Source organism: Methylocystis sp. (assembly GCF_051062815.1).
In the GTDB taxonomy this organism is placed as follows: Bacteria; Pseudomonadota; Alphaproteobacteria; order Rhizobiales; family Beijerinckiaceae; genus Methylocystis.
Genome location: NZ_JBPFDU010000026.1, coordinates 179,039 through 198,731, shown reverse-complemented (window position 1 = coordinate 198,731; position 19,693 = coordinate 179,039). Strand labels below are relative to the sequence as shown.

23 protein-coding genes are annotated in these 19,693 nt (G+C 63.1%); 10 read left to right on the top strand and 13 right to left on the bottom strand.

Translation table 11 applies throughout. The features are described 5' to 3' along the window. The first annotated feature begins 211 nt into the window (after positions 1 to 211). Positions 212 to 601, top strand: a complete 390-nt coding sequence (locus ACR65W_RS03735) for a hypothetical protein (protein WP_434498931.1) — start codon at positions 212 to 214, stop codon at positions 599 to 601. Between the two features lie 32 nt (positions 602 to 633). On the opposite strand, the gene parC is transcribed toward ACR65W_RS03735, so the two are convergent. Next, positions 634 to 2,901, bottom strand: coding sequence for a DNA topoisomerase IV subunit A (gene parC / locus ACR65W_RS03730; RefSeq protein ID WP_434498932.1), 2,268 nt, complete (start codon positions 2,899 to 2,901; stop codon positions 634 to 636). A 191-nt stretch (positions 2,902 to 3,092) separates the two neighbouring features. Between parC and ACR65W_RS03725 the strand changes: the two genes are divergently transcribed. Beyond that, on the top strand, positions 3,093 to 3,398 hold the full coding sequence (locus ACR65W_RS03725; RefSeq protein ID WP_434498933.1) for a hypothetical protein: 306 nt from the start codon (positions 3,093 to 3,095) through the stop codon (positions 3,396 to 3,398). 144 nt (positions 3,399 to 3,542) lie between these two features. Here the strand turns inward: ACR65W_RS03725 and recO are convergent, their stop codons facing one another. The 6 genes from recO to ACR65W_RS03695 form a co-directional block, all read right to left on the bottom strand. After that, positions 3,543 to 4,274: a DNA repair protein RecO gene (gene recO / locus ACR65W_RS03720; RefSeq protein WP_434498934.1), complete on the bottom strand. Its 732-nt coding sequence runs from the start codon at positions 4,272 to 4,274 to the stop codon at positions 3,543 to 3,545. Between the two features lie 7 nt (positions 4,275 to 4,281). Beyond that, the gene (locus tag ACR65W_RS03715; protein ID WP_026223201.1) at positions 4,282 to 4,488 is read right to left on the bottom strand and encodes a DUF1737 domain-containing protein; all 207 of its coding nucleotides are present in this window, start codon (positions 4,486 to 4,488) and stop codon (positions 4,282 to 4,284) included. Between the two features lie 65 nt (positions 4,489 to 4,553). Continuing rightward, complete coding sequence (era, locus tag ACR65W_RS03710; protein WP_434498935.1) at positions 4,554 to 5,480, bottom strand: GTPase Era; 927 nt, start codon at positions 5,478 to 5,480, stop codon at positions 4,554 to 4,556. After that, positions 5,477 to 6,184, bottom strand: a complete 708-nt coding sequence (gene rnc, locus ACR65W_RS03705; RefSeq protein ID WP_434496944.1) for a ribonuclease III — start codon at positions 6,182 to 6,184, stop codon at positions 5,477 to 5,479. The genes era and rnc overlap by 4 nt, the downstream gene beginning before the upstream one ends. 19 nt (positions 6,185 to 6,203) lie before the next feature. Further along, positions 6,204 to 6,977 carry a signal peptidase I gene (gene lepB, locus ACR65W_RS03700; RefSeq protein WP_434502279.1) on the bottom strand — a complete coding sequence of 258 codons (774 nt, stop codon included), beginning with the start codon at positions 6,975 to 6,977 and terminating at the stop codon, positions 6,204 to 6,206. A gap of 247 nt (positions 6,978 to 7,224) precedes the next feature. Further along, complete coding sequence (locus ACR65W_RS03695; RefSeq protein WP_434498937.1) at positions 7,225 to 7,980, bottom strand: pyridoxine 5'-phosphate synthase; 756 nt, start codon at positions 7,978 to 7,980, stop codon at positions 7,225 to 7,227. Between the two features lie 113 nt (positions 7,981 to 8,093). Between ACR65W_RS03695 and ACR65W_RS03690 the strand changes: the two genes are divergently transcribed. The 4 genes from ACR65W_RS03690 (at position 8,094) to ACR65W_RS03675 (ending at position 10,275) form a co-directional block, all read left to right on the top strand. Next, a complete protein-coding gene (locus tag ACR65W_RS03690) occupies positions 8,094 to 8,975 on the top strand; it encodes an AraC family transcriptional regulator (protein WP_434498938.1) in 882 nt (293 codons plus the stop codon). 89 nt (positions 8,976 to 9,064) lie between these two features. After that, positions 9,065 to 9,358, top strand: a complete 294-nt coding sequence (locus ACR65W_RS03685; RefSeq protein WP_434498939.1) for a DUF1778 domain-containing protein — start codon at positions 9,065 to 9,067, stop codon at positions 9,356 to 9,358. A 31-nt stretch (positions 9,359 to 9,389) separates the two neighbouring features. After that, positions 9,390 to 9,878: a GNAT family N-acetyltransferase gene (locus tag ACR65W_RS03680; protein WP_434498940.1), complete on the top strand. Its 489-nt coding sequence runs from the start codon at positions 9,390 to 9,392 to the stop codon at positions 9,876 to 9,878. Between the two features lie 91 nt (positions 9,879 to 9,969). Next, on the top strand, positions 9,970 to 10,275 hold the full coding sequence (locus tag ACR65W_RS03675) for a hypothetical protein (protein WP_434498941.1): 306 nt from the start codon (positions 9,970 to 9,972) through the stop codon (positions 10,273 to 10,275). On the opposite strand, the gene ACR65W_RS03670 is transcribed toward ACR65W_RS03675, so the two are convergent. Beyond that, positions 10,272 to 10,679 carry a MerR family transcriptional regulator gene (locus ACR65W_RS03670; protein ID WP_434498942.1) on the bottom strand — a complete coding sequence of 136 codons (408 nt, stop codon included), beginning with the start codon at positions 10,677 to 10,679 and terminating at the stop codon, positions 10,272 to 10,274. The genes ACR65W_RS03675 and ACR65W_RS03670 overlap by 4 nt on opposite strands. A 69-nt stretch (positions 10,680 to 10,748) precedes the next feature. Here ACR65W_RS03670 and ACR65W_RS03665 point away from each other — a divergent pair, with 69 nt between their 5' ends. Together ACR65W_RS03665 and ACR65W_RS03660 are read left to right on the top strand one after the other, a co-directional pair. Beyond that, positions 10,749 to 11,180 (top strand): mercury transporter MerT, encoded by a 432-nt coding sequence (locus ACR65W_RS03665; protein WP_434498943.1) that lies wholly within the window; start codon positions 10,749 to 10,751, stop codon positions 11,178 to 11,180. Next, the gene (locus tag ACR65W_RS03660) at positions 11,181 to 11,408 is read left to right on the top strand and encodes a GDCCVxC domain-containing (seleno)protein (RefSeq protein WP_434498944.1); all 228 of its coding nucleotides are present in this window, start codon (positions 11,181 to 11,183) and stop codon (positions 11,406 to 11,408) included. A 53-nt stretch (positions 11,409 to 11,461) separates the two neighbouring features. Here ACR65W_RS03660 and ACR65W_RS03655 read toward each other — a convergent pair whose 3' ends face one another. Then, a complete protein-coding gene (locus tag ACR65W_RS03655; RefSeq protein WP_434502277.1) occupies positions 11,462 to 13,669 on the bottom strand; it encodes a RelA/SpoT family protein in 2,208 nt (735 codons plus the stop codon). A 243-nt stretch (positions 13,670 to 13,912) separates the two neighbouring features. Next, entirely contained in the window at positions 13,913 to 14,299 is a 387-nt protein-coding gene (gene rpoZ / locus ACR65W_RS03650) for a DNA-directed RNA polymerase subunit omega (protein WP_014890559.1), read from the bottom strand. A gap of 387 nt (positions 14,300 to 14,686) precedes the next feature. Between rpoZ and ACR65W_RS03645 the strand changes: the two genes are divergently transcribed. After that, entirely contained in the window at positions 14,687 to 15,298 is a 612-nt protein-coding gene (locus ACR65W_RS03645; protein WP_014890560.1) for an NYN domain-containing protein, read from the top strand. 72 nt (positions 15,299 to 15,370) lie between these two features. Here the strand turns inward: ACR65W_RS03645 and smpB are convergent, their stop codons facing one another. Beyond that, positions 15,371 to 15,847, bottom strand: coding sequence for an SsrA-binding protein SmpB (gene smpB / locus ACR65W_RS03640; protein WP_018409713.1), 477 nt, complete (start codon positions 15,845 to 15,847; stop codon positions 15,371 to 15,373). 49 nt (positions 15,848 to 15,896) lie between these two features. Further along, on the bottom strand, positions 15,897 to 16,790 hold the full coding sequence (gene dapA, locus ACR65W_RS03635) for a 4-hydroxy-tetrahydrodipicolinate synthase (RefSeq protein WP_434498402.1): 894 nt from the start codon (positions 16,788 to 16,790) through the stop codon (positions 15,897 to 15,899). 219 nt (positions 16,791 to 17,009) lie between these two features. Here dapA and ACR65W_RS03630 point away from each other — a divergent pair, with 219 nt between their 5' ends. Further along, on the top strand, positions 17,010 to 19,262 hold the full coding sequence (locus ACR65W_RS03630; RefSeq protein WP_434498403.1) for a lytic transglycosylase domain-containing protein: 2,253 nt from the start codon (positions 17,010 to 17,012) through the stop codon (positions 19,260 to 19,262). Position 19,263: 1 nt separating this feature from the next. Here ACR65W_RS03630 and ACR65W_RS03625 read toward each other — a convergent pair whose 3' ends face one another. After that, complete coding sequence (locus tag ACR65W_RS03625; RefSeq protein WP_434498404.1) at positions 19,264 to 19,656, bottom strand: SH3 domain-containing protein; 393 nt, start codon at positions 19,654 to 19,656, stop codon at positions 19,264 to 19,266. Between the last annotated feature and the right edge of the window lie 37 nt (positions 19,657 to 19,693).

The following is a 19,693-nucleotide window of genomic DNA, read 5'->3' as shown; positions in this document are numbered from 1 at the left end:
TTTGCAGGAGAAGCCCCCTCCCCAACCCTCCCCCGCGCTTCGCGCAGGAGAGGGAGCAGGTTGCGCGCGTCATGAAGATTCATGAATCTTCGACGAAAGCCGCGACGGCGCCGTTCTCCCTTCTCCCGTGAAACGGGGGAAGGTGGCGCGTAGCGCGGGATGGGGGCACACGCGCCGCGCGCACAAGCGTCGGACAATCAAGTAGACAAAAATGCATCCTAAGAAGGTCTTGCTTGTTAAGAAGGTCTTGCTTGCCGCCATCGCGCTTAGCGCGACGCTGCAAGGCGCCGCAGCTTTCGCCCGCGACATTAAGAGCTGCAAGGAGCCAGCGGCGGGCTCGAACGAGGCGCCCTTGATTTCTCCGCCGCGCGGAAATGTCGTGATCGGGACAGGACGGCTGCAATTCTACTCGGCGCCCGGCGTCCACTGCGCGATGAAGGGAGTTTTTGTCGTGCCGGGCGACAATTTGATCTCCTATGCCCAAACGGACGACGGCTGGGTCTCTGTGATGTATGTGAGCCCGAAAAGCGCAGACAGCGTCACAGGCTGGGTGCGCTCCAATCGCCTGCGCAACACGGGCACTATCGGGCCGACGCAGTAAGACGTCGAGACGGTCCCCAACGCCGACTGATTTTACCCAAACCTGTTGTTCCTCGGAAATCCTCTCGGCGGCAATCTTCCCGCTTCGGCGCGATGGCCGATCCAGTCCTTCAGTTCCGCCTTGTCGATTGTGAAGACTCGGCCGGAAGCGTCCGTCCATGTCAGTCCGTCCTTCAGCGCAAAAACCTTCGCATCCGCGACGCCGCCGTCCTTGTAGCGCTGCATGCGCACGCCCTTGCCGCGCGCCATGCGCGGCGCTTCGCTTAAGGGAAACACCAGCAGCTTCCGGTTCTCGCCGATGATGGCGACATGATCGCCCTCCGCCCGCGTTACGATCTTCAAGATAGAGGGCGGCTCGACGTTGAGCGCCGCGCGTCCCTTGCGCGTCGACGATAAGAGATCATCTTCGCTCACGACGAAGCCGCGCCCGTCATTCGTCACCAGCAGCAGCGCGGCGCCCGCGACATGCGGCAGCACGGCGACGACGTCGGCGCCTTCCTCGATCTCGGCGAAGAGCCGAATCGGCTCGCCATGTCCGCGCCCGCCGGGAAGTTTCGAGGCCTCTAACGTATAGGCCTTGCCGTTCGCTGCGAGCGCCAGGATTTTCGACGTGGTCTGCGCGAAGAAGGATGCGCCGAGTTCGTCGTCGCCCTTGAACTGCAGGCTCGAGAGATCCTGCACATGACCCTTGAGCGCGCGAATCCAGCCCTTCTTCGAAACGACGATGGTCACGGGCTCGCGTTCGATCATCGCCTCGGCGAGGTCGAGATCGATCGCCTCGGGCGCGTCCTCGAAACTCGTGCGCCGCTTGCCCTTGGGCGTCTGCGGACCATAGGTTTTTTTGAGTTCGCGCACCTGCCAGGCGATGGTCTTCCACTGCTTGTCGTCATCGGCGAGCAGCGCCTCGATCTCCTTGCGCTCGGCCGAGAGCTCGCCCAGCTCCTTCTTCAGCTCCATTTCTTCGAGCCGGCGCAGAGCGCGCAGCCGCGTGTCGAGGATATATTCGACCTGCAAGTCGGTCAGCTTGAACGTTTTTTTCAATTCCCCCTTGGCGTCATCCTCTTCGCGGATGATGCGAATCACCTCATCGAGATTGAGGAAGACGATGACCATGCCTTCCAACTGCTCGATGCGCCGAACGATCGCGGCGAGGCGATGGCGCGAGCGGCGCTGCAGCACGGTCCGGCGATGGTCGAGCCATTGCCTTAAGGCCTCGTCGAGCGAAACGACGCGCGGCGTCACGCCGTCGACGAGCACATTCATGTTCATCGGAAAACGCGTTTCGAGCTCGGAGAGCTTGAATAAGGTCTCCATCATCAGCGCCGGATCGACGGTGCGCGCGCGCGGCTCGAAAACGATGCGCACGTCTTCCGCCGATTCGTCGCGCACGTCGGCGACGAGCGGCAGTTTGCGCTCGGAGATGAGTTCGGCGAGCCGTTCGATGAGGCGCGACTTCTGCACGCCGTAGGGGATTTCCGTAACGACGGCGACCCATCCGCCGCGCGGCAGCTCCTCTTTCATCCAGCGCGCGCGCACACGAAACGAGCCGCGCCCGGTGCGATATGTCTCGATGATCTCGTCGCGCTTGTCGACGACGATACCGCCCGTCGGAAAATCCGGCCCCTGCACAAAGGTCAAAAGCTGTTCGGCGGTCGCCTTGCGGTGAGAGATGAGATAGAGCGCCGCATCGCACAGCTCGGCGAGATTATGCGGCGGGATCGACGTCGCCATGCCGACGGCGATCCCCTGCGCGCCATTGGCGAGCAGATTGGGCAGCGCCGACGGCAGCACCACCGGCTCCTTCTCCTCGCCGGAATAATTGGGGATGAAGTCGATCGCGTCTTCGTCGATGCCTTCCAGAAGAGAGCGCGCGACCGCCGTCATGCGCGCCTCGGTGTAGCGATAGGCGGCCGCCGAATCGCCGTCCACATTGCCGAAATTGCCCTGCCCGTCGACGAGCGGATAGCGCGAGGAGAAATCCTGGGCGAGGCGCACCAGCGCGTCATAGATCGCCTGATCGCCATGCGGGTGGAACGAGCCCATCACGTCGCCGACGATTTTTGCGCATTTCTTGAACGGCGCGCCCGGGTCGAGGCGAAGAATATGCATGCCGTAAAGTATGCGGCGGTGCACGGGTTTAAGCCCGTCGCGGGCGTCGGGCAGCGCGCGGCCAGTGATGGTCGACAGCGCGTAACGCAGATAGCGCTCCTCAAGCGCCTCGCGCAGATCGACGGGCGCAATCACGCTAACATCGCTTGCGCCCTTGCCTTTTCCGCTTCCCGCGCCGCCTTTTTGCGCCATTTCAAAAACCCGATTCTGCCTTTGTGATCGGTACTATGGCCGCGGGAGCGTCGGCGCAAGCGAAGGATTTCGAGCGCGGCTCTTTAACTCTAAAAGGGCGTCGTCGACGCATCGACTGCGTTTTGTGCGGCATCGTAGCAAATAAGGCCTTGCAGACGCCGCGTTTCGTCCTTTAGAAGGCTTGCGAAGCGATGGCGCGGATCGGCGCGGTCGAATTTTCGCCGGTTTTCCGCGGCTTTCAAAACATGGCGTCCATGAAGAAACTGCTTTCGTCGCTCATCGCCGCGCTGCTCGTAACATCCGCCTCGTTCGCCTTGGATAGATCGCAAAAGACGGTCGCCGGCTCGACGGTCGCCGCGCGGGACCGCGCGCCTCTGGCGCGCGACGCTGACGAAGACATGCAGGCGCTCTGCCGCGAGGTGCTCGTCGACATCGATCAGGGCTACGGCGTCAGCAGCCATGAATCGCGTTATATTTGCGGCGACAAGCGCCGCTAGAGACCAGGTTCCGAAAAAAGTTGACAGACTTTTCGATGAGAACCTGCTCCAACATTTTGATTTTGAGCGATTCCTAATCGGTCACATGAGTCCATGTGAGCGATAAGCGCTCTGAGCGATTCGCCGACGCGTCCCTTCTTTTCCTCACGCCACGCGTAAAAGAGCGCCGACGTAAAGTTCGCGCGCCGCCGGCAGCGCGACGCCGCGCGGCTTGAGCACGTCGCGCGTCAGGAAATATCCGGTCAACCGGAACGCGGCGATGAGATCGGCCTGCTCCGCCACAATGCTCTCATGCTGAAGAAAGTCGGGATAGGGCAGGAGTTTGTCGCGCCACGGCGCGCCGGCGGCGCGACTCACCGCGCGGCCCGATTTCGGCGACACATATGCGAGATCGTCCCTCGCGCCGGTCAGCGCGCAGGCGTTGAGATCGAGCCCGAAGCCGAGCGCGCCGAGCAGCGCAAGTTCGAATCGCGCCAACATCGTCGCGGCGCCTTCGGCGGCGTGAATGTCGCCGAACAGCGCCGCAATGGCGTCGGCCATTTCAAACAATTCCTCATGGGGGTCGCGCTCCGGCAACAGGCGCAGCAACGCGCAGAGCGAGACCACGCCATGGAGCGCCGCGGCGCGGTCGAGGAAATAGGCGGCGCGGGCGGCGAGCGGCTCGACCGTCAAAGCGCCGAGATGATCCTCAAGACGCGCCCGCCACTGCGCCGCGACGAGATTGCCGGGCTGCAGAATCGGACGGAGCCGTCGCGAGCGACCGCCGCGCACGAGACCAAGATGGCGGCCGTGTCCGCGCGTCATCACCTCGAGGATGACGGAACTTTCGCCATGCCGACGCGCGCCGAGGATGAGAGCGTCGTCGCGCCATTCCATATCAGGCTCACACTTCGGAAAGCTTCATATCCGGCCTGTAATCTAAGCCTTCGACATCCTTGATCAAAGCCTGGCCGCAAATCACCCGGTTTTGCGTCGGGTCGAAGGTGAGCGAGGGCGATCCGTGCAGCCGCCAGCCGAGGCTCAACGCTTCCGTGACGCGATGGCAAAACGCCGCGTCGTCCGGCCCGGTGAGAAATCGATAGGCGGTCATCGCCTTGCGTTCGTCAGACATCCGATTCTCCCGCGCCCGCGCGAATCACCCGATCTTGGCCGATATTATTCGCCCTTGGGGAAATCCAGGCGCATCTCCCGATAGCGCTCTGGGTCGTCGGCCCAATTTTCCCGGACCTTCACGAACAGGAAGAGATGCACCGGCTGTTCGGCGGCCTCGGCGATTTCGCGGCGCGCCGCCTGACCGATGGCCTTGATGGTGCGGCCGCCTTCGCCGATGACGATCTTCTTCTGGCTGTCGCGCGCGACAAAGATCGTCTGCTCGATGCGCGCCGAGCCGTCCTTCTGATTGGTCCAGGAATCCGTCTCGACCGTCGATTGATAGGGCAATTCGTCGTGCAGCCGCTCGTAGATCTGCTCGCGGGTGATTTCCGAGGCGAGCAGCCGCAGCGGCGCGTCCGAGAGCTGATCCTCGGGATAGAGCCAGGGCGAGGGTCCCATGCGTTGTGCGAGCGCTTTGCGCAGATCGCCGACGCCGTCGCCTTTTAGCGCCGAGATCATGAAAGTTTCGTCGAATTTCTGTCGTTCGTTCAGCGTTTGCGCCAGCGCCAGCAGCCTTTCGCGGGGGATGAGATCGATCTTGTTCAGGACGAGGAGCTTGGGCGCCTTGGCGTGCTGAAGCTGCGTCAGTATCGCGTCCACTTCTTCGTCGATCCCCTTGCGGGAGTCGATGAGCAGCGCGATCACGTCGGCGTCGGCGGCGCCCGAGAGCGCACTCGCGACCATGGCGCGATCGAGCCGCCGCTTGGGCTTGAAGATGCCCGGCGTGTCGACGAGGATGATCTGCGCCGCGCCCTCGATGGCGATGCCGCGAACCAGCGCCCGCGTCGTCTGCGCCTTACGGGACACGATCGAGACCTTGGCGCCGACAAGTTGATTAAGCAGCGTCGATTTGCCGGCGTTGGGCGCGCCGACCAGCGCCGCGAAGCCGCAGCGCGTGTCTTCCCGCGCCAATTCGTCGTCGCCGCTCATGTATCTCCCTTTCCTGTGGCCGCGTCCTCGAGAGCTAGAAACGCCGCCGCAGCGGCCTGTTCTGCGACCCGTTTCGAGGCGCCCGATCCGGGCGCCGCCGCAAATCCCTGCACCTCCACGACGACCTCGAAGAAGGGCGCGTGGTCCGGTCCGCTGCGGGCGACGAGCCGGTAGCGCGGCGTGGCGAGGCCGCGCGCCTGAGCCCATTCCTGCAAGGCGGTCTTCGCGTCGCGCAAATCCTGGCCGCTCGCCGCCATGCGGTCGCTGAAGGCCTTGCGAACGATATGTTCGGCCGCAGCGGCGCCCCCGTCGAGAAAGGCTGCGCCGATGATCGCTTCGCAAATGTCGCCGAGCAAGGCGCGTTTGCCGCGTCCGCCGGTCTGGGCCTCGCCCTCGCCGAGCCGCATCGCCGCGCCAACGCCCCAGACTTCGGCTACCTCGGCGCAGGTCTCCTTGCGCACCAGCGCCGCGAGGCGGCGCGACAGCTCGCCTTCGCTCTCGTTCGGAAAGGCGTCATAGAGCATGTGCGCCACGGCGAGGCCCAGCACGCGGTCGCCCAAAAACTCCAGCCGCTCGTATGAATCGCGCCGGGCTGGCGAGGCGCTGACATGCGTCAGCGCTCGGCCGAGCAGCGCCGGATCGGCGAAGTCATGTCCGATACGCGCCTCGAGATCAGCGAGCCCCTTCTCGCGGCTGCGCGTCATGTCACGCCTGTGCGTCCGATCAATGAACGGGCCGGAACAGCCGGTCCCAACGCACGGACCATGGCCAGCGCCAGAAAGCGAGCGCCGATTCGTCTTTCCTGACCGAGAAGAAGATGATCTCGGCGCGGCCCACGAGATTGACGAAGGGCACGAAGCCGACGCCGCCAAGCTCTGGCGCGATGCGCGAATCGGTGGAGTTGTCGCGATTATCACCCATCATGAAATAGTGATCGGGCGGCACCACGAACAGCTCGGTGTTGTCGTTGATGCCGTGATCGCCCTCGATTTCGATGATCGTATGTTCAACCGCCGGATGATCGCCGTTGCCGGGGAGCGTTTCCTCATAGGTCGTCACGGGGACCTCGCGGCCTTCGCGGTTCTCCGTCACTTCCTTTTCGAGCGGGGTGCGGGGCACGATGACGCCGTTGATATAAAGCCGGCCGTCGATGACCTGGATGCGGTCGCCGGGAAGGCCAATGACGCGCTTGATATAGTCGGTATCATTGTCCCGCGGCAGCTTGAAGACGATGACGTCGCCGCGGTTGGGAGGCGAAGCCAGAATGCGGCCGGAGAAAATGTCGGGGCCGAACGGCATCGAGTAATTCGAATAGCCGTAGGCGTATTTCGACACGAAAACATAATCGCCGATCAGCAGCGTCGGGATCATCGAGCCCGACGGAATATTGAACGGCTGAAAGAGCAGCGTGCGGATGACAAGCGCGATCGCCAGCGCCTGAAGGATGACCTTGATGGTTTCGAGAACCCCGCCCTCTTCGCGCTTTTTTTCAGCCACCGGAACGTTCCTGCTCAAGCCGACTCACTCCTCATGCATTTGGGCGGCGTCGGCCCGCCCGGCCGCCCGGCTTAACACGCTACAGCTTCCATGAGAACCTTCGCCCGAGCCAAAGAATAGTCCCGGGCCGGCGTCAAATGGATGACCGCCCGCCACCTTAGCGCGCTCAGCCGGCGCGTCTCCGCCCGATCGGGATTAACGCTAACGCCGCGCCTGCGCTTGCGATCGGCCGCGCCGCGCCCTGGCCCTAGAAGGCTAGCGCCCGGCCCTGCTCCATCGCCTCACGCATCCGCTGGATCGCCTCAGCGAGCCCGACGAATATCGCCTCGCCGATGAGAAAATGGCCGATGTTGAGTTCGACGATCTGCGGCAAGGCGCTGACGCGGCGCGCCGTCGCATAATCGAGGCCGTGCCCGGCGTGAATTTCAAGGCCGAGGGCGGCGCCATAGGCGGCGGCTTCGGCGACCCGCGCGAATTCCGCCTCGGCCCGGCCGATATCACCAACCTCGACGGCGTGGCACCAGGCGCCCGTATGGAGCTCCACAACCGGCGCCTTGATGGAGACGGCCGCGTCAATCGCCTCCGCCGACGGCTCGATGAACAGCGAGACGCGCACGCCCTCTCGGGTCAGCTGATCGACGTAAGGCAGGAGGTAATCGTGCTGGCCGACGACGTCGAGACCGCCTTCCGTCGTGCGCTCGGTGCGCTTTTCCGGCACGAGACAGACGGCGTGCGGCGCGGTCGCGACGGCGATGTCGAGCATCTGCTCGGTCGCCGCCATTTCGAAATTGAGCGGCTTCGAAATCGCCGCCTTCAGCCGCGCCATATCCGCGTCGTTGATGTGACGGCGGTCTTCGCGCAGATGCGCGGTGACGCCGTCGGCGCCGGCGTCGATGGCGAGCAGCGCGGCGCGAACGGGGTCGGGCCGCGGCCCGCCGCGCGCGTTGCGGACGGTGGCGACATGATCGACGTTGACGCCGAGGCGAAGGGGCGGCGAGGTCATTGCGCTCTATAGCGCGCGGGGCGACGGTTTGTCATTGGGCGCGCGGCCGGCTTGGCGGCGCAAAGAGCAATTTCAGTCAGGAAGCCGGCCGTTGCGCTTGCTACGATGCAAACATGGAGACCAAGACAAGACGAAAGGAACCTGACTATGCGCGACGCATCAATCGCGTGCTGGATTACATCGACAAGCATCTCGACGAAGAACTGACCATCGACGCGCTGAGCGAAGTCGCGAACTTTTCAAAATTCCACTTCCATCGGCAATTTTCCCAGAACTGCGGGATTAGCCTCTCACGCTACATCCAATTCATGAGGCTTAAGCGCGCCGCCTATCGACTGGCGTTCAATCCGACCGCGCCGATCATCGACGTCGCTTTGGATTCGGGGTTCGAAAATCCTGAATCCTTTTCCCGCGCCTTCAAAGCCGCGTTCGGCCAGACGCCCAGCGCGTTCCGCAAGACGCCGGACTGGGCGTCATGGAGCGCGCGATTTCGAATAAGCCTCCCACCCAGTGAAAGGACGAAAGACATGGACGTAAAGATCATCGACGTCGAACCCGTGTTGGTCGCGGCGCTCGAACATCGCGGCGCGCCGGCGCTGCTCAACGAGTCAGTGCAGCGCTTCATCGCCTGGCGGAAGTCGTCCGGGCTTTCGCCGGTCAGCCAATGCGAGACCTATGGCGTGCCCTATAACGACCCCAATACGACGCCGCCGGAGGAGTTTCGCTTCGACATTTGCGGCTCGGCGCCGGCGCCGGTTCCCGCCAATGAGCAGGGCGTCGTCACCAAGACGATCCCCGGCGGCCGCTGCGCCATGACGATCCATGCCGGTTCGCGCGACCGGATCGACGAGACCGTCTATGCGCTTTATCGCGACTGGCTGCCGGATTCAGGGGAAGAGCTGCGGGATTTCCCGGTCTATTTCCACTATCTGAACCTCGATCACGATACGCCCGAACACCGCCATCTGACCGAAATCTATCTGCCGCTGAAATAGCGGCCGGCGGCGGGCGGCGCGCTCGCCGTTTGACGCGCGCGCCATACGGATGTGTTGCAGTTGTCAACACACATTGATATGATACCGAAATGAACGCTCGCCCCCGCCCATCCGCCGAAGTCAATATTCACCTGCGCGCCCGCGCGCGGGACAAGAAGCTGATCGACCAGGCTGCGGAACTTGTGGGGTCGAACCGTTCGCAATTCATGATGGCCTCGGCGCTCAAAGAGGCCAAAAACATTCTGCTCGACCAATCGACCATCTACGCCGACGCGAAAGCTTTCAAAAAAATCATGGACTGGATGGATGCCGAAGCGACGCAAGACGAGGCGGCGGGCATGAAGCGCATCCTTCAAGCCAAAGCCCCGTGGCAGAGTGACTGACGCAGCGCCTTTATTCAGCGCGCCCGTTTTATTGACGCAAGCGCATGATGCGGCGTCTTTCGACTGCGGCGAACCCGTGCTCGATGACTGGCTCCGCAAGCGCGCATGGGACAATATGCAAGTCGCGGCCAGCCGCACCTATGTGATTTGCCCCGCCGGGTCGGGCCGGATTGTCGGCTATTTCGCGCTGAGCATGGGGCAAATCCTCGCGCAGGACGTCAAAGGCTCCATGCGCCGGAACATGCCGAGACAGATTCCGGCGGTGACGCTCGGGCGTCTGGCGATCAATCGCGCGTGGCAGGGGAAGGGATCGGGGCGCGCGCTGCTAGCCGATGTGGTGCGGCGGTCGCTGCGGGCGGGGGCGGAGGTCTCGGCGCGGCTCATTATCGTCCACGCGATCTCGCCCGCCGCCGAAGCCTTTTACCTGCATCATGGATTCACCCGCCTGCCGGGAGAGGCCCCAACGCTCGCTCTCGATTTGATTAAGCTGCAAAAGCTGTCGAAGATGTCCAAAATATAAAGAAGCGCTATCGGAGTTGAAGGGGTCAAGACGCGTCGGGAATAATGCGCAACCGGCTCAAATGGAAATCGCATTATTTGGAAATTTTCTCATGAAATACGACCTTATCGAGGTACAAGGCCCGGATGACTGGAAGGATTATCATTTCCTTCGCCGAACGGTTTTGTGGGAAGCGAAAGGAAGACACAACTATAGCGAGAATCATGCGGACGAACGCGTCAAAGCCAACCACCCATTATTGTTGAAGCTGCACGACCGTCCGATTGGCGCGGTTCGCCTTGACGAGGCTGGTCCCTGCTCGGGAGTTGTGAGGCTGGTGTCTATTGCGCCAGACGTTCAACAGTCGGGACACGGAAGGGTGAGATGCGCCGCCCTTCTCACAAAATTTTCGATTTAGTTGCGTTCCGGAGTCGTTAGCATGTCGAGCACGGGACATGAGGGGGCGGCGTCGCCCGAGCATTGGGCGATGGTCGTCGCGAGAATGCCCTCCAGCCTAAGGAGATCAGCGACCTTCGCCCGCACCTCATTAAGGTGCGTTCTCGCGATCTCATTCACCTGCGCGCAAGAGGCTTGAGACGGCTCTGCAAGGGCCAAGAGCGCGCGGACTTGCTCGATGCTGAATCCAAGCTCGCGGCCGCGACGGATGAACGTCAGCAGTCGAACATGGCAATCTTCATAGACGCGATGTCCGCTCGCTGTCCGTGCGGGCGGCGGCATGAGCTTGATTCGCTCGTAATAGCGCACAGTCTCGAGATTGACGCCCGCCGCCTCCGCCAGCCTCCCTATCGTCAGGGATCGCATGGATTTTTCTCTTGAACCTGTAGTTGCTACGGGCGCCAAGCTAGTCCGCACATTGAGAAAGGACAAGCCATGACCGTCCATGACGCCGCAAATGAGACATCGTCAGCCGCTTCCGCTCCGCCCGCCGCTCCCGCCGCCTCGAAGTGGCTCGCCTCTTTAGGTCTCGCCGCAGGGCTCGGCGCGGTTGTCGCGTCTTCATGCTGTGTCGTTCCCCTCGGGCTCGCGGCGCTTGGCGTGGGCGCGGGCGTCTTTAGCGGTCTTGAGCTGGTCGCCGCGTGGCGTTTCCCGCTGCTCGCCGTCGCCGCCCTAGCTGTCGTCGGCGGGTGGGGCGTGTGGTGGATGAAACGCCCCGTCGCCTGCGCCTCGGACTCTGGCTGCGCACGGCCCGAACGCGCGCGCTCGACGCTAGCCCTGCTGCTCTGCGCATCGGCGATCATTCTGGCGGCCGCGAGCTGGAGCCAAATCGACCCTATGTTGCTCAAACTTTTTCAGGGGCGTTGAATGAAACTGGATTCTACGATTACTTGCCCGTTGTGCGGTCGTCGATCGGCGGAGACGATGCCGACCGACGCCTGCCAGTATTTTTACGAGTGCAAAGGCTGCGGCGCGCTCTTGAAGCCGAAGGCCGGGGATTGCTGTGTCTTCTGTTCCTACGGCGATGCGCCATGCCCGCCGATACAGGCGGCGAAAGAGAGCGGCGGCCCTGCCGCATGTTGCTCCAAGTTATAGGGCGGCACATTCGCGTAACGCTCGCGATGGAGCCTGATAGGCGGCAGCGCGAATTACCCAATCATCCGCTCGACCTTGCTCACCAAAGCGCTCGCGCGCAGCCGTGTGACGACGCCGTTCAAATGTTTCAGATCGGCGACTTCGAGATCGAAGGTCATCTCGCGGAAATCCGGCGAATGCGCCTTGAAGCTGATGTTGTCGATATTGGCGCCCGTTTCGCCGATCAGCGTCGCCAGCGCGCCGAGCGTGCCCGGCTCGTTGATCGCCGTCACGACGATGCGAACGGGAAACAGCGCCGAAGAGCCGGCTTCGATATCCCAGCGCACGTCGAGCCAGCGTTCGGGCTGGTCGTCGAAGGCGGTGAGCGACGGCGACTGGATCGGATAGATGGTGATGCCTTCGCCCGGCGTGAAAATGCCGACGATGCGGTCGCCCGGCACGGCGCCGCCGTCGGGCGCGAAGCGCACCGGCGCGTCGCCGCGCAGCCCACGAATCGGAATCGCGCCGCTGCCCTCTTTCGCGCCGGGCGCTTTGAAGACCACATTGGCGTTCGCCTTGACGCCGAACCAGCCCGGCTCCCCAGGACCGATGGCGGTGGGCGCGGCTTTGCGCTCTTCGCTGAAATCCGGATAGACCGCTTTGACGACGTCGCCCGAATAGATTTCGCCGCGGCCCACGGCGGCGAGCGCGTCCTCGACCGATGGCCGCGCGAGCCTGGTCAGCGCCGCCTTCAGTTTCTCTTCGCTCCAGACGCGGCCGGCGCGCTCAAAGGCGCGTTCGACGATCTGGCGGCCGAGCCCGGCATATTGCTGGCGCACCGCGTCGCGCGTCGCGCGTCGGATCGCGGCGCGCGCCTTGCCGGTCGCGACCGCGCCCTCCCAGGCTGCCGGGGGCACATGCCCTTCGGCGCGGATGATCTCGACCTCGTCGCCGTTTTTCAGCTGCGACAACACCGGGCCGACGCGCCCGTTGATCTTCGCGCCAACGGCTGAATCGCCGAGCTTCGTGTGCACGGCGTAGGCGAAATCGATCGGCGTCGCGCCGCGCGGCAGCGCGATCAATCCGCCCTTCGGCGTGAAGCAGAACACCTGATCTTGAAAGAGCTCAAGGCGCGTATGCTCGAGAAATTCCTCGGGATTGTCGCCATGCGCGAGGAGATCGAGCGTTTCCTGCAGCCAGCGGAAGGCGCGGCTTTCCTTGGCGAGCTGCTCACGGCCATGCGCGCCGACCGCATCCTTGTAGAGCGCGTGCGCGGCGATGCCGAAGCGCGCGATCTCATGCATTTCGGCGGTGCGAATCTGAAGTTCGACGCGCTGGTGGCCGGGACCGATCACGGTCGTATGGATCGAGCGATAGTCGTTCTGTTTCGGCGTCGAGATGTAATCCTTGAAGCGGCCGGGGACGTTGGGCCACTTCGTATGCACGACGCCGAGCGCGCGGTAGCAATCCTCCACCGCCCCGACGATGATCCGAAAGCCGAAGATGTCGGACAATTGCTCGAAGGAGATCGACTTGCGCTCCATCTTGCGCCACACCGAAAAAGGCGACTTCTGGCGTCCGGTGACCGCCGCGGTGATGCCCCGCGCCGCAAACTCCTTGGTGAGCTCGTCCTCAATGCGCCTGATGATGCGTCCGTTCTTCGCGCGCAGATCGTGCAGCCGCTGTTCGATGGTCTGATGCGCTTCGGGCATCAAATGCCGAAAGGCGAGGGCCTCCAATTCCTCGCGCAGGCGCTGCATGCCCATGCGGCCGGCGAGCGGCGCATAGATGTCGAGCGTCTCCTGTGCGATGCGCGCGCGCTTTTCCTGCGGGACGAAATGCAGCGTGCGCATATTGTGCAGGCGGTCGGCGAGCTTGACGAGCAGCACCCGCACGTCTTCGGCGACAGCGAGCAGCAATTTGCGGAAGTTCTCGCCCTGCCGCGCCTGTTTGGTGACCAGATCGAGCTTCTCGATCTTGGTCAGGCCCTCGACGAGTTTGCCGATCTGTTCGCCGAACAGCCGGTCAATCTCTTCCCGCGTGGCGTCGGTGTCTTCGAGCGTATCGTGCAGAACGGCCGCGACGATGGTCGCGTCGTCGAGCTTCAGATCGGTGAGGATCGCCGCGACTTCGAGCGGGTGGGAAAAATAAGGGTCGCCGGAGGCGCGGGTTTGCGCCCCATGCGCCTTCATCGCGTAGACATAGGCCCGGTTTAGCAAATCCTCGTCGACGCGCGGGTTATATTTCCGCACGCGTTCGACAAGCTCGTACTGACGCATCATGCGCGTGGCGCCAAAGACCGGTTATGCGCCGACCCGGCCGCCGCCCATGCGTAAGTCCACGCAACAGGCAAGCGAGCGGCGCCGGAGCGGCGAGTGTGTCGAGCGAGAATAGCGCAGGCCGGCCGCCATGACCAACGGCGGCGATGGCCAACGGCGACGATGCGAAGGCGCGGCTCTGGCGGAGGAGGCGTCGCGGCGGAGAGGTATCGCGAACGCCCCGCCAGCGCGGGGATCGGGCCGAACCTACTCCGCTTCGTCCTCGACCTCGGCGGGCGGAACCAGCCCTTCGAGACCGCGCAGCAGGTCTTCTTCCGTCATCCGGTCGAATTGGCCTTCGACTTCGAGTTCGCCGGCGACCGCAGGGGTCAAGGCCGGCGCCGCTTCGGCCTCCGGCTCGTCGACCTCGACGTGATGCTGCAGCGAGTGGATGAAATCCTCGGAAAGGTCTTCCGGCGCGAGCGCCGATTCAGCGATTTCGCGCAGGGCGACGACAGGATTTTTGTCGCGGTCGCGATCGACAAGGATCGGCTGGCCAGACGAAATGTTCCGCGCCCGATGCGCCGCGAGAAGGACGAGGTCGAAGCGATTTTCGATCTTGTCGACGCAATCTTCGACAGTAACGCGCGCCATCTGCTGTCAAGCTCCATTCGGTTCGGGAGTAGCGCTGATACGCCAATTAGAAAAATTAGGCAATAATCTCTTGGCTCTAGACGCGCGGGCGATTTTTTTTGACGCTGCCTTGGGGATTTTTTCTAGAAAATGCCCAATCATCGTCCCGTAAAAAAACGCAGTTCCTCTTGACGCTGTGACATGGAGAGGCGATGTATTTGCCTGAGATGTGTGCGGCGCTTTTCAGAGATGGCGTGAATAGCCGGCGAATGCAGCGAGAACGGCGCAATCGCTTTTGTTAATTGGGGCGCCGGACATTAGACGATTGAGCGAAACGCCGAACTGCGGGTTGACGGCGTTAGCCGGCGACGCCCGCGTTTTACACCTTAACCCGACCGCGAGACGAAGATGGCAGATATCGAACGAACTGCGTTGTTTATTGACGGCGCGAACTTGTACGCGACCGCGAAATCGCTTGGATTCGATATTGATTATAAGCGCTTGCTCCGCGAATTTCAGGGCAAGGGCCGTCTGATCCGCGCGTTCTACTACACTGCGTTGATCGAGGATCAAGAGTATTCGTCAATCCGTCCTCTGATCGACTGGCTGGACTACAACGGCTATGCGGTCGTGACCAAGCCGACGAAGGAGTTCGTCGATTCGCTCGGCCGTCGCAAAGTTAAAGGCAATATGGACATCGAGCTGGCGGTCGACGCCATGGAAATGGCCGGGCATATCGACCACATGGTCCTGTTCTCGGGCGACGGCGACTTCCGGTCGCTGGTCGAGTCCGTGCAGCGGCGCGGCGTTCGGGTTTCGGTCATTTCGACGATCACCACCCAGCCGCCGATGATCGCTGACGAATTGCGTCGCCAGGCCGACGAATTCATCGACCTTATTCATCTTGTGGGTAAGATCGGCCGCGATCCGGGCGAACGCGCCGAGCGCATGCAGCGGTATCAGGAGCGTCCTCGTCCCACGCCGCAAGCGGCTCACGCCGAAGAAGAAGACGGCGAGTGACGGCGCGGACCTGACGGAAAACCAGATGGTCGGCGTCTCGACTTCAGGGCGCCGGACCCCAGGAGGTCGGGGTCAGCCGCGCGCGCGCAACAGCCGGCCTTTTTCGCGGCTCCAGTCGCGTTTCTTTTCGACTTCACGTTTGTCGTGCAGCTTCTTGCCCTTTCCTAGGGCGATTTGCAGCTTGGCCCTGCCCTTGGCGTTGAAATAGAGCTTCAGCGGCACGATCGTCATGCCCTCGCGCTCGATAGCCTGCGACAGCTTGGCGATCTCCCGCGACTTGAGCAGCAGTTTGCGCGGCCGCTTCGGCGGATGGTTGAAGCGGTTGCCGGCGAGATATTCGGGAATGTTGGCGTTGACGAGCCATGCCTCGCCTTGCCGATCGACATGGGCGTAGCTTTCGGCGATCGTCGCCTTGCCCGTGCGCAGCGACTTCACCTCAGTGCCGGTCAGCGCCAGCCCCGCTTCGAAAATTTCGCCGATTTCGTAATTGTAGCGCGCCTTGCGATTATCGGCGACAACCTTGAAATTCGGATCCGGCTTTGCGGCCACTGATTTTCCTCAAAGCGTCTCGACAAAGGTGAGACGCGAATCTGGCGCCTTAGGCGGGGAGCACGCCGGCGTGGATCATCGCCGCGCGTATGCGATCCTTAGTCGGTTGCGTGCACGGCACCAGAGGAAGACGCACCTCTTCTTCAGCCTTGCCGAGAAGCGACAACCCGTATTTCGCGCCCGTGACGCCGGCCTCAAGAAAGGTCGCGACATGCAGCGGCGTCAGCCTATCCTGGATCTCCAGCGCTTTGGCGTAGTCGCCGGCGAGACAGGCGTTCTGCAAATCGGCGCAAAGCCGCGGCGCGATGTTGGCGACGACCGAGATACAGCCATGCGCGCCCGCCGCCATGCAGGCGAGCGCCGTGAGATCGTCGCCCGAAAGCTGGATGAACTCCGGCCCCATCGCCTCACGTTGGAGCGAAATGCGGCCGATGTTGCCGGTCGCGTCTTTCACGCCGACGACATTCTTCAACTCGGCGCAGCGCTTCATGGTCTCGACGCTCATGTCGATGACCGAGCGCGGCGGGATATTGTAGATGATGATGGGAATAGAGACGGCGTCGTTGATCGCCTTGAAGTGCAGATAAAGCCCTTCCTGGTTAGGCTTATTATAGTAGGGCGTGACGATGAGGAGCCCGTCGGCGCCGGCGCGTTCCGCATGGCCGGCGATGGCGATCGCCTCGCGGGTATTGTTCGAGCCCGCGCCGGCGACGACCGGCGCCCGCCCGCGCGCGGCGCGGATCGTCTCGGTGATGACCCGCCCATGCTCCTCGTGGCTCAGCGTCGGGCTCTCGCCCGTCGTGCCGACGGGAACGAGGCCGTGCGTTCCATTTTCAATCTGCCAATCGATCAGCGCGCGCAGTGCGTCATAATCGACCTCTCCATGGGAAAACGGCGTGACCAGGGCCGTCATCGACCCATGAAAAATCGGCTTTACGCTCATAGAATCAAAGCTTTCCCTACGCCTCAGAGCCGCCGTAATCGCGTCGCTAAGATTGATCGCCCTTCATAGCCGTTGGGCTGCGTCGAGGAAAGCCCCACGCTGTGCTATAAAGCCCAACGCTATAATGGGAGACGCCAGAGCTCGAAGACAGCCGGCGCGCGAAGTTGACCCTTCGTAAACCAAATGAGCGCAGCTTTCTTACACCGGTAGGGAAACGCGATGATGATGTTGCCTCGACGCGTCGCGACACGGTTCAAACTTACGGTCGGCATCGCCGCCCTCGTGATCGCCGCGCCAGCTTTCACCGGCCTTGACCGTCTTGGCGACGGAGAGGCGAAGCGCAAGTCCTCCTGGCGCTGGACGCCATCGATTCCTTTCAGTCTCGGCGCTTGGCGCTCGCGGGTCGGCACGTTGCAGGAGGCTGTGCACGAGTTCGTCGACCGCAAACACGCTGACGACGAGGCGGCGCATCCTCTCGAAAACTCGCTCTTTGCCGCCGATGAAGGCGCACTCTCGCCGATCGTCGCCTATGCCCCTGCGCAGGACTGGCTCAACGGCGAGGTGGCCGCTGATCCCGCCGCCGCCCTGCTAGGAGACGACGCGGAGGTTTTCACTCAGGCGATCGCTGCATACAGGTCCGGAGATTTCGCTCAAGGCGACGACGCCGCGTCGCGGCTCCGTACGCCGCTTGCCGACGCCGCGCGATGGACTGGCCTTCGGCTGCATCCCCGCGAAGCCGGGTTCAGGCGCATCGCCGACTTCCTTGCGGCTCACCCGGACTGGCCCGCCGGCGACTGGTTGCGCCGTCGCGCCGAGCAGGCGCTCGTCGCCGAGCGCCACGCCGACAAGAGCGTGCTGGCCTGGTTCGCGGACAACAAGCCGCTCACCGGCTTTGGCAAATATGCCCTGGCGCGGGCGATCGCACGCGAAGGCGATTTCGAATCGGCGGCGGCGCTGGCGCGCGACGCTTGGCGCAACGACGATATCGGACAGGGGTTCGACACGGTCTTCAATAAGGAGCTCGGCGAGTTTCTGACGCCGGCCGATCACAAGTTCCGCGCCGATCGTCTGCTCTATGCCGGAAAGAATACGCTGGCTTTGCGCAGCGCCGAGCTCGCCGGCAAGGACGTCACGCTGCTCGCTCGCGCGCGCATTTCCGGCGTCGATAAGCTGGCGGCCGCTTTGCCGGCGTCTGTGCAGAGCGATCCCGGATTGCTTTACGGACGCGTGCACAAACTGCGCAAGGACAAGAAATTCGTTGAAGCGGGCGCGCTGCTGCGCAATGCGCCGCGCGACATCGAGCAGGTCGTCGACGGCGACGCCTGGTGGGAGGAGCGGCGCATCGTCGCCCGCAAGCTTCTCGACCAGGGAGATCCGCAGACCGCATACAAGCTTTGCGCGGATCATGCCGCCGCCAAGACCAGCAACAAGGTCGACGCCGAATTCAACGCCGGCTGGATTGCTCTGCGGTTCTTGAACGACCCGATCAAGGCCGAGCGCCATTTCACGCGGCTCGCACAGGTCGCCGAGACTCCGCTGCAAAAGTCTCGCGCGTATTATTGGCTGGGACGCGCTGCGGAAACCGCGCACGCCGAGGATGACTCCAAAGCGCGCAATTTCTATCTCCAGGCGGCCACGCATTCGACGACGTTCTACGGGCAGCTCGCCAATTCCCGCCTCGGCGCCGACGAGCGCCCGCTTCGCCGGCCACCGACAGCCGCCTCCGACGACAGCCGAGCCGAAGCGGTTCGCGTTGCGGAGCTGCTGTTCGCCGTGGGCGAGAAGCAGGTCGCGGCGCCGCTTGCGCTCGACAGCGCAAAATACTTGCAGGACGAGTCGCAGGTTGCGGCGCTCGGAGAAGTCATTGCGCGCCAGGGCGACGCGAAACTCTCGCTGATTTACGGCAAGGCCGCCTCCTATAGAGGAATCGCGCTCGACGACGTCGCCTTTCCCGCCTATGGCGTTCCGGACTTCAACGCGCTTCCAGGCTCCGCGTCCCGTTCGATGGTCTTCGCCGTCGCACGCCAGGAAAGCGCCTTCGATCCCAAGGCTGTCTCCTCCGCCGGCGCCATGGGCCTGATGCAGATGATCGCCTCGACGGCGCGGCACACCGCCTATATGCGCGGCGTCAGCTTCGACATGTCGCGGATGCTGAGCGACCCGCCCTTCAACGCCCAGCTCGGCGCGGCGCACCTCGGCATTCTGCTCGGCGAATATCGGGGGGCCTATCTCCTCACCTTCGCCGCCTACAACGCTGGCGGCGGTCGGGTGAAGCAATGGATCGACGCCTATGGCGATCCACGCAAGCCCAATGTCGATCCGATCGACTGGGTCGAGCTGATTCCGATCACCGAAACGCGCAATTACGTGCAGCGGGTGATGGAGAATTTCGTCGTCTATCGGGCGAAGTTCGAGGATACGGGAACGCGGTCGCCACAAGTCGAACTGGCCCGCGCCGGCGAGAGCCTGTGATCTAGCAGGGAAAGCGGTTATGATAGCCGAGCAGGTCGCCAAGCGGCCAGCTGTGGCGCAACTCCGCTAACGGCGAGGCGAAATATTGGCTGCTGCCCGAATAGGGATAGCCGAAATCGCAGCCGGACGTCTCGGTGACCCTAGACGACATGAACACAAGCTCTAGGGTCGCGACGAAAAAACGCCTCTTGTCGATGGCGATGCGCGTCCAGCTTGGATCGTCGCGCAAGATTTTGATCTCCGTCCCCGCCGGCGCGGTCGTGATCGCCGCGTAATTCTCCTCTGGACCGGCGCGCAGCACCGCCGGGTAGGCGAGCGTCAGCTTTATCGCCGCCGCCTGCTGACCGCAGGAGAGCGCGCCGAAAAGCACAAAGGCAAATAGCGACCGACGCATGCCGACTTCCCTGGTTTTGATGTGCGCTCGCGCAAAC

Excerpts from the sequence above, each read along its gene's own strand:
- ACR65W_RS03735 (WP_434498931.1), top strand. The coding sequence starts at position 212 with ATGCATCCTAAGAAGGTCTTGCTTGTTAAGAAGGTCTTGCTTGCCGCC.
- parC (WP_434498932.1), bottom strand. The coding sequence starts at position 2,901 with ATGGCGCAAAAAGGCGGCGCGGGAAGCGGAAAAGGCAAGGGCGCAAGC.
- ACR65W_RS03725 (WP_434498933.1), top strand. The coding sequence starts at position 3,093 with ATGGCGCGGATCGGCGCGGTCGAATTTTCGCCGGTTTTCCGCGGCTTT.
- recO (WP_434498934.1), bottom strand. The coding sequence starts at position 4,274 with ATGGAATGGCGCGACGACGCTCTCATCCTCGGCGCGCGTCGGCATGGC.
- ACR65W_RS03715 (WP_026223201.1), bottom strand. The coding sequence starts at position 4,488 with ATGACCGCCTATCGATTTCTCACCGGGCCGGACGACGCGGCGTTTTGC.
- era (WP_434498935.1), bottom strand. The coding sequence starts at position 5,480 with ATGAGCGGCGACGACGAATTGGCGCGGGAAGACACGCGCTGCGGCTTC.
- rnc (WP_434496944.1), bottom strand. The coding sequence starts at position 6,184 with ATGACGCGCAGCCGCGAGAAGGGGCTCGCTGATCTCGAGGCGCGTATC.
- ACR65W_RS03695 (WP_434498937.1), bottom strand. The coding sequence starts at position 7,980 with ATGACCTCGCCGCCCCTTCGCCTCGGCGTCAACGTCGATCATGTCGCC.
- ACR65W_RS03690 (WP_434498938.1), top strand. The coding sequence starts at position 8,094 with ATGGAGACCAAGACAAGACGAAAGGAACCTGACTATGCGCGACGCATC.
- ACR65W_RS03685 (WP_434498939.1), top strand. The coding sequence starts at position 9,065 with ATGAACGCTCGCCCCCGCCCATCCGCCGAAGTCAATATTCACCTGCGC.
- ACR65W_RS03675 (WP_434498941.1), top strand. The coding sequence starts at position 9,970 with ATGAAATACGACCTTATCGAGGTACAAGGCCCGGATGACTGGAAGGAT.
- ACR65W_RS03670 (WP_434498942.1), bottom strand. The coding sequence starts at position 10,679 with ATGCGATCCCTGACGATAGGGAGGCTGGCGGAGGCGGCGGGCGTCAAT.
- ACR65W_RS03665 (WP_434498943.1), top strand. The coding sequence starts at position 10,749 with ATGACCGTCCATGACGCCGCAAATGAGACATCGTCAGCCGCTTCCGCT.
- ACR65W_RS03660 (WP_434498944.1), top strand. The coding sequence starts at position 11,181 with ATGAAACTGGATTCTACGATTACTTGCCCGTTGTGCGGTCGTCGATCG.
- ACR65W_RS03655 (WP_434502277.1), bottom strand. The coding sequence starts at position 13,669 with ATGATGCGTCAGTACGAGCTTGTCGAACGCGTGCGGAAATATAACCCG.
- rpoZ (WP_014890559.1), bottom strand. The coding sequence starts at position 14,299 with ATGGCGCGCGTTACTGTCGAAGATTGCGTCGACAAGATCGAAAATCGC.
- ACR65W_RS03645 (WP_014890560.1), top strand. The coding sequence starts at position 14,687 with ATGGCAGATATCGAACGAACTGCGTTGTTTATTGACGGCGCGAACTTG.
- dapA (WP_434498402.1), bottom strand. The coding sequence starts at position 16,790 with ATGAGCGTAAAGCCGATTTTTCATGGGTCGATGACGGCCCTGGTCACG.
- ACR65W_RS03630 (WP_434498403.1), top strand. The coding sequence starts at position 17,010 with ATGATGATGTTGCCTCGACGCGTCGCGACACGGTTCAAACTTACGGTC.
- ACR65W_RS03625 (WP_434498404.1), bottom strand. The coding sequence starts at position 19,656 with ATGCGTCGGTCGCTATTTGCCTTTGTGCTTTTCGGCGCGCTCTCCTGC.